Source organism: Acidobacteriota bacterium, assembly GCA_034211275.1.
Taxonomy (GTDB): domain Bacteria; phylum Acidobacteriota; class Thermoanaerobaculia; order Multivoradales; family JAHZIX01; genus JAGQSE01.
On record JAXHTF010000207.1, the window covers coordinates 1 to 11,703 of the forward strand.

The following is an 11,703-nucleotide window of genomic DNA, read 5'->3' on the forward strand; positions in this document are numbered from 1 at the left end:
CGGCATCATAGAGATTGAGCGGCGGCAGCGGCTGGGCCAGCTCCAGATTGGCCTGATGGAAGGCACCGATGGTGCCGATATCGCGCCAGTAGCCGTGGTAGCCGAAGGCGAAGACCCGGTACTCGTTCAGCGCCTCCGGGATCACCTCGCGGCCGAAATCGGTAAATTCAGTCCCCTCGAGGAGCCCCTGGAGCGGACCGGTGTTGAAGACGTAGATCCCCATGCTCGCCAGCAGCATCCCGCCCTCGCCCTCGAAGCCCAGATCGTCCAGGGCCTGTTGGGACAGGGCCAGGCGATCGAGCTCCTCATCCTCTTGAGGCTTCTCCACGAACTCCAGGATCCGTCCGTCTTCCGCCACCCGCATGATTCCCAATCCTCGGGCTTCCTCCCGCCGCACCGGTTTGACGGCGATGCTCACATCCGCCTCCCGCCGGCGGTGGCTGCCGACGAACTCCTCCAACTTCATGGAGTAGAGCTGGTCGCCGGAGAGCACCACTACCTGCCGCGTATCCTGGTAGGAAAGGCGATCCAGATGCTGGCGTACGGCGTCGGCGGTGCCCTGATACCAATCCCGGTTGTAGACGTTCTGTTCCGCCGCCAGGATGTTGACGAAACCGTTGCGGAAGAGGTCGAAGCGATAGGTCTGAGCGATGTGCCGATGGAGGCTGGCGCTGTTGAATTGGGTCAGCACGTAGATGCGGTCGATGCCGGCGTGCAGGCTGTTGGAGATGGGGATATCGATGAGCCGGAACTTTCCCCCCACCGGCACCGAGGGTTTGGCGCGGTGCTGGGTCAGAGGCCATAGGCGTGCCCCCTGGCCTCCGCCGAGCACAGCTGTCACCACTCCGTACATAGGATCTCCGTTGCTGCCATGAGTTCGCTTAGCTACTAGGTATCTTATCGTTGATCCGGTCCCCGTCGGGCCCTTCGTCGGGCACGGCGAGCTTGGACGGGCCGCCGTCGGTGGTCGGAGCCTCGGGGCGGGAAGTCTCCGCCGTCCCATCCCGGGGCATCAAGCCGCCGGAGGGCTGAAGGACGTCGAGCTCGTCGCTGGTACCGAGAGCCACCAGCAGCTCCTGGACCCGATAGCCGGAGGGATCCTCGGCGCTGCGCAGCTCCCCCACCACGGCGTGAGCCCTGGCCAACCAGGTCTCCCCCGAGGCCTTCGGAGCGTCGCCATCCGGCGTCGGCGGCGGTGGAGCTTCCGGCTCCCCCTGCAGCCGCCACTCCGCCAAGGCCGACGCCAGCAGCCACCAGCGCAGCAGCTGGAAGGCCTCGCGGTGGAACCAGCGCACGCCGTCGTGGGCGTGAACATTGAGGAAGCGGGCCACCTCGTCGTCCAGCAGCCAGCGGGCCATGAGGCGTCCGGTGGTGGGGTCCCCGGACGCTCCCACTCCCGGCTCCTCGAGCTGGCGATACCAGCCCTGAAGACCAACGAAGAGCTTCGCCGCCGCCGCCTGCTGCCCCGCGGCATCGCCACCGATACCGGCCTCCAACAGCGCCTGCTCCACCACCCGGTCGAGCATCCACACCTCGGCGAGGGCTCGGCCTCGGGCCGCGGCGTCCTGCTCTCCCAAGAGCCGCCCCAGGGGACGCAGCAAGGCCCAGCTCAACAAGCCCAGCCAGCGGCCGTCGTCGGTGGGTGTCTCTTCGAGCCGGTCCGGCGGAATCTGATCCTCGGTCGCCGTCTCTCGAGGTGGCGGCTCCTGAGACGACGGCTCCGGCAGCTCTCCATCGGAGGGGCTGCTGCCGGCGGACCACTCTCCAGCCAGCAGCTCCCTGGCGATCTGGCCGGCCACGCTCTCCTCGGTGCCTTCCCCATGGGCGGCGAGGGCTTGGATCTCCAGCACCGCCTCGAAGCCCCGCCGCTGCTCGGCGGCCAGCCGTGCCAACAGCTCGGTGTCGGCTTCAGCTTCCGGCGCTGCTCCGCCGCCGGTCCCCACCAGCGGTTGGATCTCCCCCAGCATCCGGCGGCTGCGGGTTTCCACCTCGTCCAGCAACGGCTTGCGCTCCTCCGGCGACAGCTCCCGCGCCGCCCACAGCCGCTGCAGCAGATCGCCGTGCAGCACTCCCCGCACCGGCCCCTGGACGGGCCGTACCAGCAGCTCGTCCAGAGCCGCCCCCAGATCCGGAACACCCCGACCCTGGAGGCTCTCGGCGAGGGTCCGGTAGCGGCCCTCCTCATCGTCCACGAGGACCTGAAAGTCGAGCAGGATGCGCCGCTCGTAGGCGTGCAGGCGGGCGAACAGGCCGCGGCCGCAGAGCTGCTCCGTGGGCACCAGGAATTCGAGGCCGGAGATCTGCTCGCGGTAGCGGCAGAAGCGATCCGGCGCCGGCTCCAGGTCGAGGGCGTCTCCTAGATTCTGTCGCTGCAGGCCGCCGGCGTCCCCCGCCTTCGACTGCCAGGGCACCGACGTGCGCACCCACCCGCTGACCGTCTGGTAGCGATTGTTGTAGAGCACCACCGCCGCCTCCGGGCCGTAGCGGTTGGAGTACGCCAGCACGTCCTCGCACACCGAACCGCTGGTGCCAGAGCCATCGGCAAGCACAAAATCATAGAGTCGGAAGTAGCGCACCTCGGCGAAGAGGTAACGCTTCTTCAGCAGCGGCACGATCTCCCGCTCGTGGCGGTCGATGACCCAGGCGTCGGGATCTTCGTCGGCGTAGGCCCGGCGATACTCCATGCCATATTTCTCGTGCAGCCCCTCGAACTGGCCGTGGCCGAACATCGGCAGCCCCGGCAAGGTCGCCATGACGGTGGCGACGCCAAAGTACTTGTCGCCCTTGCCCAACTGCTCTACGGCACTCTTCTCGTCGGGATTGGTGACGTAGTTGACGAAGCGTTTGAGCACCTCCGGATCGAACTCCAGGGTGTTCTTGAGGGTGCTGCGGAACTTGCCGTTGTCCTCGTCCCGCAGCATGTGCATGAAGGCGCTGTTGTACACCCGGTGCATCCCCAAGGTGCGGACGAAATAGCCCTCCATGAGCCAGAAGGCCTCCGCCAGCAGCAGCGTATCCGGCGCCTCCTGGGCTACCCGATCGACCACCTCGCGCCAAAACTCCTCAGGCATATGGCGCAGGAATTCCTCCTGGGACATGCCGTGCTCAGAGCGCGAGGGAATGGCGCCGCCGCTTCCCGGCTGAGGAAACCACAGCCGCTGAATATGCCGTCGGGCCAAGGTCATGGCGGCGTCGAAGCGGATGATGGGAAAACGTCGCGCCACCGACAGGATGATCTGGATCACCGTCTCCCGGGTTTCCGCATTGAGGTAGTCCAGCTGAGCGGTGTCGTTCCACGGCATGCTGGTGCCGTCGTTGCCGTGGTACACGTAGCGCGCCTCGCCGGTGCGCCGGTCCAGGCGCCGGAAGACCACCGCCGCGTCGCTGCGGTCGTAGTAGTGATCCTCCAAGTGAATGGCGATGCGCGGGTCCGGGGACAGATCCGGGCCACGGAAGGTGTAGTTGGGGTAGGGGCTCTCCGGGAGGGTGAGAAAGAGGTCCGGGCGCTCCAGCAGCCAATGGGAATCGATGCCCATGTGGTTGGGCACCATGTCGCAGGCCAGCCGCAGCCGGTGCCGGGCGGCCCGCCGCCGCAGCACCTCCACCGCCGCGTCGCCCCCCAGCTCCTCCGCCACGCGATAATCCTGCAGCGAATAGGCCGACGCCGCCGCCTCCGGATTGCCGCACATCTTCTTGATCGTCTCGCTGGCCCGGCTGCGCTCCCACAGGCCGATGAGCCACAGGCCGGTGAACCCCCAGCGAGCGAGGCGCGCCAGCTCCTCGTCGGGGATCTGGTCCAGACGCTGGATCCGGCGGCCGTAGGCGCGGCTCAACTGGTCGAGCCACACCAAGGTGTTCTTGGCCACCAGCACCACCTCGGGCATCCAATCCCGATCCTCGGTGAAGCGCTCTTCCTCCTCCGACAAATCGACGTATTGGGGCACCTCGATGGGGCCCGGTCCCGGGGGACCGCCGCCGGGGCCCTGGAAGATGGGCTTCTCCTCCTCCCGGAGCACGTCGACCCCCAGCTGCAGCTCCGCCACCAGATCCTCCAGATCGAGGCTCTCCAACTCCGGACCGAAGACCTTGAGCAAGAACTCCAGCTGCGCCGTCAGCGAGTCCGGCCGGGCCCGGGCCGGCGATTGCAGAAGGTCGAAGAAGTTGCCGCTGCCGGCGCTGAAGGAGGGCTGCCGGGCGAAGAACCCCCGCAGGCTGGCGACCATCTGGCGATAGCCGGTGGTGTCCTCCAGTTCCTCGTCGTCGAAGAGGTCCGCCAGCGCCTCCGCCGCGGGATTCTGCTGCACGGTCCAGAGCACCAAGAGGCGCTGCAACGCCTCCCGCCGCGCCTCCGGCGCCGAGCGCAGATACTCTTCGGCGCTCTGGCTGCCGCGGTAGATCCGATCCTGCGGGAAGAAATCGACGAAGGTCTCCAGCAGGCGCTCCACCCGCTCCTCGCCGAAACGCCCCTGGAGCCAGGCCAGAGCGCGGTCCAAGACTTCGTCGCCGGCGCGCCGGAGGTAGATCACCAGCAGATGATGCAGCACCTCCTCCACCAGCCGCAGCGCGTTGACCTGCCCCGAAGCCAGGGGGGTCGCCGGCACCGCCGAGGCCGCCCGCCGCCGGTTGATGCGCTGCACCAGCGCCCGCAGGCCCTGGAGCTCGCTACCGGTGCGGGGAGCGCGCTCGATGCCATATTGCTCCCGGGCACGGCGGGAGATCAGGAGCTCCCAAGCCGGAGCCGGTGTCACTGCAGGGGTTTGCATTGACTCGATGATACCAACGGAGGAGGCCCTTGAGCGGGCCGTGCTAAGAATCCGATGAGGAATGATCCCGACCTCTCGGCCTGGGGCCGAGACCGCTCAATGGATCGGCTCACTCTCCTCGTCCAACAGGTCCAGCCGACGAGTTTCGAGTAGCGCCAGCTGCTCTTGGAGCCGCCGTTGCCGCTCCCTCTCCCGCTCCCTCTCCCGCTCCTCCTGCCGGGACTCCTCCGCCTCCCACTCGGCCTCCAGCTCGCGATTCTTGTCCCGCCGCCGTTTGCTCGCCCACAGCGCCAGCACCGTGATCAACGCCCATACGGTGGTGGAGCTGGCCAGGACCGGCAGCCAGCGGATCCAGAACACCTCCTGGGCCCAGAACTCGCTCTGGGCCTCGTTGAGGGAGATGCCGGTGAGATCGAAGAAGGCCTGGTCGAAGTCGTCCCCCGCGGCCACCCGCTGGAGGATCAAGCCCGGCAGGTAGGGGCCGTACTCCTGGCTCAGATAGCGCAGGAAGGCGGCGCTCACGGCGTAGGCCCCCTTGACCTGTTGAGCGCTGCCCTGGAAGGCCCGGTCCACCTGCTGGAGGCTCGGTTCCTGCCGGCCCCAGACCGCCAGCCCGAGCTGCGAACGGTCCTTCAGCCCCCACTCCCCCGCCAACGCCATGGCCAACCCCTCGTGAAACCACCGCGGCACCGGCTGGTAGCCGGCGGCGCGATCGATGAGCACGTGGGCTACCTCGTGGCGCAGCAGCTCTTCAAAGGAGCCGTTGGGATAGGAAGGCACCCGCTCCGCCAGCAGAATCACCGTCCCCAGGCGGCCGTAGGCATAGCCCGCCACCCACCCCGGCACCCGCTGCGCCAGCGGCGAGCTCTCCGGCGCCAGCACCACCCGCACCGGCGCCCCGGCGTCGTCGAGACCGGTGCGCCGGAGAGCGGGGATGAAGAGCTCCGGATTCATCTTCTGGAGCTGCAGCACCCGCGGTTCGAGCTCCGGCGGAGCGTCGAAGACCAGGGTCGGAGGCTCGGGCCGCGCGCCCCAGGCCGGGGCCGCCACCAGCAGGAACGAGACCAGCAGGCACAGGACGGCGAGCGACGCGCGCAGGAGGCGCGTAGGAGGCGGCCGCCGCGACGGCGGTTTGGAGGGCATGATGATCATGGCGGTGGGCGAGGACTTTGCCAGTCCCGTCCCTCACAACCGCCGGCAGCGGTGGCAGATTCCCCGGCTCGAGACGCCTTCGGAGCTCGGGCCGCCTCGGGGGAGCTCAGTCCGCCGCGATCTCCGCGCCGGTACCGCGAATCTGAACGCTGAGAAAGGGACCGTCCCCGACGCTCTCCGCATCAAAGCTCTCCCCCTTCTCCTCCGCCAGATGGCTCTGCCAGGCGACGTACTCCTCCCGGCTCTGCTCGTGGACCTCCACCGTCCCCTGAGCCACCGCCTTGCGTCCCTTGGCCTCCTGAGGGAAGACGATGACGTCGTCCTCCACCTTGATGCGCAGGGCATCGCCCTCCGGCCCCGCCGCCAGAGTCATCCAACATCCCTTGCGCGGGCAGACGTCCTGGACGTAGCCCTCCACCCGCACCGTCTGCCCGTCGAAGGCCGCCGGATCCGCCAGCACGTGGGCGAGGGAGGTGGTGGTCTCGAGCTCGACGCCCTCACCATAGGTCTGACTGGCCTTCTCACTGGCTTTCTCATTGGCCACCGCCGGCAGGGCCAAGAGCACCGCCAGGGCGGCAATGAGAACGGTCAGGGACCAGCGAACTGAAGAAAAACTACGCATGATGATTCCTCCATACAAGATCATGAAGAGCAGTGAGGTTACCCGAGATGGAGTCGGTCGTGGCCGCGTTCTCGGCAAATGATGCACGTACATCCCACCTTCGTATAGTGCCGGAGGCCGTGCAGCCCTGTCTTGGTCCGATAGAACTTGCCAAAGATCGAGCGGAAGCGCTCCTCCTCTTGCTTCTCCAAATATCTTCGAAGCGCATAGGCGCAAAGATCAACTACCTGGACACCACTGTTGAGCCTACTATCGAGGAAGAATGGAGACTCCACCACACGCTCGATCTCTCCCCACCGCGTCCCTTGCACTTGGAATCTACGAAGAAGCTTCGTCAGAGCGCCAGCGCGATGCTGATCATGGTCACTGACCAGGATTCCCCATACGCGTTGTCTTCCGGAACGCTGATTACGGAGAAACAGGTCGAAGCGGCTCACGACCTGCGTAAAGGCCTGCTCTACCGGATCGATGCCTCCGGGAAGCTCGGGCTTGTTAATGGCCTCACCGAAAAGCGCGATGGGATGACGGTGAGATCCCGACCGGTATCGCCCGAGTGCCTCCAAGGCTTCGTCTACAAGAGCAATTCGCTCCGAGCGGGTCAAGTGGACGTAGGGCTCGGTTAGCCGAAAAGTCTTCTTCTCTTTCCTCACCTGTGCCGCGGGCAGCCCCGTCCATGCCTCCCGGAGTCTTTTGCGTTCGGCCAAAGCAGCATCCCGACGACTGAAATAGTCGAGCTCGTCAAAGCCGAGAACTGACTGGCCTGGAATCGGGCGCAGCATCCAGCCGGCGTGGAGCTCGAGATCTTCCACGTCCCCCAGTGTGTACTTGCGCTTGACCTTCCGGATGAGCTTGGTCAAGCGAAACCAAGTTCCTACGTGGACCGCCAGGCCAACGAGCACATAGTGACTATTGGCAGGCTGATTTCTTTCCGGAACTCCGGAAGCATCTAAGTAGAGGAGATACATCTAGCAGACAGAGATGAACCCGGGGGACCCGTCGGTCCTGCGAGTCGCGAAGCGTCTCTCCCGGGAATGTAGAAAGCTTATTACGCCGGGGTTTAAAATGTCAAAAGTCCACACCTCTCCGCAGCGTACAAGCCCCCAGAGGCTCGACTAGGGACTCGATCCAGCAGGTTGCACGCTAAAACTCCAGATGCCGCCGCAGGAAGGCGCCGGCTTCGCAGATGGACTGCTGCCCTTCCGGCAGCAGACTCGAAAAGAGATGCCAAACGTGGATCAGATGCTCCTCTACCTGCAGCTCCACCGCCACTCCCTGCTCGCGAGCGCGCTGGGCGAGGCGGTAGGCGTCGTCCAGGAGCACCTCGGCGGTACCGACTTGGATCAACAGCGGCGGCAGACCGCGCAGGTCGCCGTAGAGCGGTGAGGCCAGCGGGTGGCGGGGATCGGTGCCGTCGAGATAGAGCTCGGCGATGGTGCGCAACATATGGCCCTTGAGAATCTTGTCCTGCTCCGCCCGGGTGCGTACGCTCTCTCCGGTGGCCTCCAGATCCACCCACGGGGAGAAACACGCCGCCGCCCTCGGCAGCGGCTCACCGGCCTCCCGCAGAGAGATCATCGCCGCCAGCGCCAGCCCGCCGCCGGCGGAGTCCCCTGCCAGCGCCAGCCGCCGGGGCGGAACGGGCAGCTCCGCCAATCCCCGCAGCACCGCCAGGGCATCCTCCAGGGCCGCTGGAAACGGTTCCTCCGGGGCCAACCGATAATCCACCAGATAGACCGGGCTGCGAGCCGCCAGCGCCAGCTTCGCCGTCAGCTCCGCGTGGGTGCCCAGCGAGCCGCTGACATAGCCGCCGCCGTGGAAGTAGACCACCGCCCCATCCTCCCCCACCACCGGCGGTTGCAGGCACAGGCACCGTACCCCGCCTACCCGCAGCTCCCGACGCTCCACCTCCGGCGGTGGCGGAAAGAGCTTGGAGAAGCGTTCGAAGTCGTCCCGGAAGGTCGCCAGGTCGAAGTCGTCCCGGGAACGCACCGAGAGCACGTTGACCAGGCGCTTGAGCTCCTCGCTGGGCTCCCCCGGAGTGCGCAGGCTGGGCCGCCGGCGATCGGCTTCAGACGCCGACATAGGCCTCGATCCTCTCCTTCGCCGGCTGCGGCGGCCGGGTCAGCAGGCTCACCGTCACCAACAGCACCAGATTCACCACCAGCCCGTAGAGCCCCTCGTGCACCGGCACCGGCCGCAGCTGCGGGTAGATCAGGAAGAACGTGTTCACCGCCCCACCACCGAGGAGCCCGGCGAGAGCCCCGGCGCCGGTAGCCCGGGGCCAATAGAACGCGGCAAAAACCACCGGGAAGATCTGCGCCATGCCCCCGTAGGCCCCCAATAACAACGCCACGATGGAGACCTTGGACGACACGGCGAAGAAATACGCCACCGCCGCCAGCACCAGCACTAGGACGCGGATCACCGTGCGCTGGAAGTGGTCGTCCCGCAACGCCGGCACGAAGGGCGCGGCGCCGTCCCGCACCACCACCGAGGCGGCGGCGTGGAGGATGGCGTCGCCGGAGGACATGGAGGCCGCCAGCGCCCCGGCGCACACCAGGCCCACCAAGAGCGGAGACAACTCCAGGCGGGTGAGCAGCGCCGGCAGCACCGTATCCGCCGGCTCGATGCCCGGATAGGCCAGCACCGCGCTGAAACCAATGAGCAGAATGGGTACCAGGAAGAGCTGGAAGGTGGGATAGAGCACCACCGTCAGCCGGAGGGTGCGGTCGCTCTTGGCGGCGAAACTCTTCATGAAGAAATGGGGCCACACCGAAAAGCCCACCGCTGACACCAGCACCGCCGAGCTATAGCCCCACCAATCCCAGGACGTGCCGCCGCCGGTGAGGCCGGGAACGGTGAGCATCTCCGGTTTCTCCACCGCCAGCTGGCGGAACATCTCCCCCACACCGCCGTGCAGTCGCCACGGCAGATAGAGCCCCAGGAACCACGCCACCACCATCATGAACATGCCCTGGAAGGTATTGGTCCACCCCACTCCCAGCACGCCGCTGGCCAGCACGTAGGCCACCACCACGGCATAAGTCACCCCGGCGCCCAAAGCCGGCGAGATGGCGCCGCCGCTCAGCGTCGAAAGAATCAGCCCGGCGCCCTTCATCTGCAGAGTCAGATACGGCACCAGCGCCGCCACCGTCACCACCGCCAGCAGCGCCGACAGGGTCCGGGAGTCGAAGCGGTGGGCCAGCATCTCCGCCTGGGTGACGAAGCCGAAGCGTCCGCCGACCCGCCGGGTGCGGGGTCCCAGGAAGTACAGCGGCACCATGCCGATGGTGCCGTAGGCCAGAATGTAGAACGCCGCCGCCCCCCGGGAGTAGGCCCAGCCGGGGCCGCCGAGGAAGGCAAAAGACGAGAAGACCGAGGCGCCGAGGACGAAGTAGAGCACCAGCAGGCTCATGCTGCGGTCCGCCGCCACATAGCCGGTGACGCTGTGGGACACCCGCAACGCCGGCACCAACCCCATGATCAGGGTCACCAGCAGGTAGAGCCCACAGACGACGAGGGCGACGGTTCCGACGCTCATGCCCCGTCCTCCCGTGGCTCCGAGCCGCCGTCAGCGCCCTCGACCTCCGGCTCCGGCAGCTTCCGATCCCCCCGATACATCCACGCCAACCCGGCGCAGACGACGAGCAGCCACCCGACGATCCATGCCAGGCTCATGGGCAGCCCCAGCACCAGCGGCAAAGGGTTCGCCACCCAGCTGGCCACCGGCCACACCAGCGCCAGCGCCGCGGCGATCACAATCCCCACAAAGGTCACCCGCCGCCGCCGCACCTCCGGCGGTGTCCCCGGCGGAAAAAGCACCAGCCCGCGGGGTGGCGCCGACGGCGTCTCGTGCCCTTCTCGACTCATTGCAGGCACTCCATAAAATCCGCCAGCGGCTCGTAGGTGATCCAGTCGTAACTCACCCGCAGGTCCGGGTTCGCTTGGTTGGCGTAGGCCAGGGGCCCCACCTGCAGGGTTGCCGGCAGATCCGGCCGCATTACCGCCGGGATCCCGCTGTGGGCCTGCCAGGCACCGCCGGGAGCCCGGTAGTAGAAGCGAAACTCCGCCCCCAGCCGGCACAGCCGCAGCTCCGCCTCACCCCCCGCCACCACCGGTGCGCCGTCGAAAGTGCTCTGGGAATCGTCGGTGGACTTCGCCTCCACCGACACCGCGTCGTGGTCCGCGCCGAGGACGACGAAGACATAATCCTCCCCCGCTGCCGCCGCCCCGTCCCGCGCCATGACGCCCCCCAACCGGAAGGCCACCAGCGGCGGCTCCGTCTCATTGGGCGGCAACCGCCGCGTCACCACCGCCGCCGTGACCTTGAAATCCCCGGTCACCGGCTTCCACAGCAACACCGACGAGCTGCCCTGGAACCAAAGGCTATTCGCCACCGGCTCCAGCCGCAGCTCGCCCCCGGTCTCCACAATCGCCGCCTCCTCCGGCCGGTAGAAATTCCACGCCTGGATCACCCCGTCGTCAAAGTCATCGTCGAGGCAGGAGAGACCGGTCTCCCAAGCGCAGAGATCGCCGTTCTCGAAACCGTCGATGAAGATGGGTTGGAGATCCTGCGCATCGACGCAGGGCGCGACCGTCCCGAGGAGGACGACCAGACTCAAGGCAGCGGGAAGGAAGTGCTTGGCCATAGAACGCGCCCGATCCTATCTCAAGGCCCTCTGGGATGGGTTAGCATTGCGCCGCAGATCCCAGTCCACCGCAGATCAGGAGCCCAACCATGCCCAATCCCCTGACACACTTCGAAATAGCAGGCCGCGACGGCGAGGCCTTAGAGTCGTTCTACTCCCAGCTCTTCGACTGGTCCGTCACCCGCCGGGACGCCGGCGGCTTCCCCTACGGCGACATCGACACCAAAGCCAACCCCGGCCTCACCGGCGGCATCCGCCACGAGCCCACCGGCCAGCCGGAAATCGTCCTCTACTTCAAAGTCCCCGACCTCCAAGCCGCCGTCGACCAGGCCCAGAGCCTCGGCGGCAAGCTGCGCATCCCGCCCATGGAAACACCGGAAATCAAATTCGCCATGATCGAGGATCCGGAGGGGAATCCGGTGGGGTTGATGGAAGGAGACTGACGGGGTCAGCTCGCGCCCGCCGAGCCGCACACCCTGGGACCGCCGGCTTCCAGCCGGCTCGGCTCAGAACTCGC

At 67.0% G+C, this 11,703-nt stretch carries 10 protein-coding genes; 1 reads left to right on the forward strand and 9 read right to left on the reverse strand.

Annotated features, from left to right (window positions below; translation table 11 throughout):
- The 9 genes from SX243_21860 to SX243_21900 all read right to left on the reverse strand — a co-directional run.
- The coding region (locus tag SX243_21860) for a sugar phosphate nucleotidyltransferase (protein ID MDY7095629.1) at positions 1–844 on the reverse strand (844 nt) is incomplete at its 3' end.
- A 37-nt stretch (positions 845–881) separates the two neighbouring features.
- Positions 882–4,763, reverse strand: coding sequence for an alpha-amylase family glycosyl hydrolase (locus SX243_21865; GenBank protein MDY7095630.1), 3,882 nt, complete (start codon positions 4,761–4,763; stop codon positions 882–884).
- Positions 4,764–4,859: 96 nt separating this feature from the next.
- Entirely contained in the window at positions 4,860–5,906 is a 1,047-nt protein-coding gene (locus tag SX243_21870) for a hypothetical protein (protein ID MDY7095631.1), read from the reverse strand.
- 115 nt (positions 5,907–6,021) lie between these two features.
- Positions 6,022–6,537, reverse strand: coding sequence for a DUF4920 domain-containing protein (locus tag SX243_21875; protein ID MDY7095632.1), 516 nt, complete (start codon positions 6,535–6,537; stop codon positions 6,022–6,024).
- Between the two features lie 38 nt (positions 6,538–6,575).
- Positions 6,576–7,502 carry a DUF3800 domain-containing protein gene (locus SX243_21880; GenBank protein MDY7095633.1) on the reverse strand — a complete coding sequence of 309 codons (927 nt, stop codon included), beginning with the start codon at positions 7,500–7,502 and terminating at the stop codon, positions 6,576–6,578.
- A gap of 175 nt (positions 7,503–7,677) precedes the next feature.
- The gene (locus tag SX243_21885) at positions 7,678–8,619 is read right to left on the reverse strand and encodes an alpha/beta hydrolase (GenBank protein MDY7095634.1); all 942 of its coding nucleotides are present in this window, start codon (positions 8,617–8,619) and stop codon (positions 7,678–7,680) included.
- The gene (locus SX243_21890) at positions 8,606–10,078 is read right to left on the reverse strand and encodes a sodium:solute symporter family protein (protein MDY7095635.1); all 1,473 of its coding nucleotides are present in this window, start codon (positions 10,076–10,078) and stop codon (positions 8,606–8,608) included. The genes SX243_21885 and SX243_21890 overlap by 14 nt, the downstream gene beginning before the upstream one ends.
- Positions 10,075–10,407 carry a hypothetical protein gene (locus SX243_21895; GenBank protein MDY7095636.1) on the reverse strand — a complete coding sequence of 111 codons (333 nt, stop codon included), beginning with the start codon at positions 10,405–10,407 and terminating at the stop codon, positions 10,075–10,077. The genes SX243_21890 and SX243_21895 overlap by 4 nt, the downstream gene beginning before the upstream one ends.
- Positions 10,404–11,186, reverse strand: coding sequence for a hypothetical protein (locus SX243_21900; protein MDY7095637.1), 783 nt, complete (start codon positions 11,184–11,186; stop codon positions 10,404–10,406). The genes SX243_21895 and SX243_21900 overlap by 4 nt, the downstream gene beginning before the upstream one ends.
- Before the next feature lie 89 nt (positions 11,187–11,275).
- On the opposite strand from SX243_21900, the gene SX243_21905 reads away from it, so the two are divergent.
- Complete coding sequence (locus SX243_21905; protein ID MDY7095638.1) at positions 11,276–11,629, forward strand: VOC family protein; 354 nt, start codon at positions 11,276–11,278, stop codon at positions 11,627–11,629.
- Positions 11,630–11,703: the final 74 nt, after the last annotated feature.

Coding starts and splice junctions, on each gene's coding strand:
- SX243_21865 (MDY7095630.1), bottom strand. CDS start 4,763: ATGCAAACCCCTGCAGTGACACCGGCTCCGGCTTGGGAGCTCCTGATC.
- SX243_21870 (MDY7095631.1), bottom strand. CDS start 5,906: ATGCCCTCCAAACCGCCGTCGCGGCGGCCGCCTCCTACGCGCCTCCTG.
- SX243_21875 (MDY7095632.1), bottom strand. CDS start 6,537: ATGCGTAGTTTTTCTTCAGTTCGCTGGTCCCTGACCGTTCTCATTGCC.
- SX243_21880 (MDY7095633.1), bottom strand. CDS start 7,502: ATGTATCTCCTCTACTTAGATGCTTCCGGAGTTCCGGAAAGAAATCAG.
- SX243_21885 (MDY7095634.1), bottom strand. CDS start 8,619: ATGTCGGCGTCTGAAGCCGATCGCCGGCGGCCCAGCCTGCGCACTCCG.
- SX243_21890 (MDY7095635.1), bottom strand. CDS start 10,078: ATGAGCGTCGGAACCGTCGCCCTCGTCGTCTGTGGGCTCTACCTGCTG.
- SX243_21895 (MDY7095636.1), bottom strand. CDS start 10,407: ATGAGTCGAGAAGGGCACGAGACGCCGTCGGCGCCACCCCGCGGGCTG.
- SX243_21900 (MDY7095637.1), bottom strand. CDS start 11,186: ATGGCCAAGCACTTCCTTCCCGCTGCCTTGAGTCTGGTCGTCCTCCTC.
- SX243_21905 (MDY7095638.1), top strand. CDS start 11,276: ATGCCCAATCCCCTGACACACTTCGAAATAGCAGGCCGCGACGGCGAG.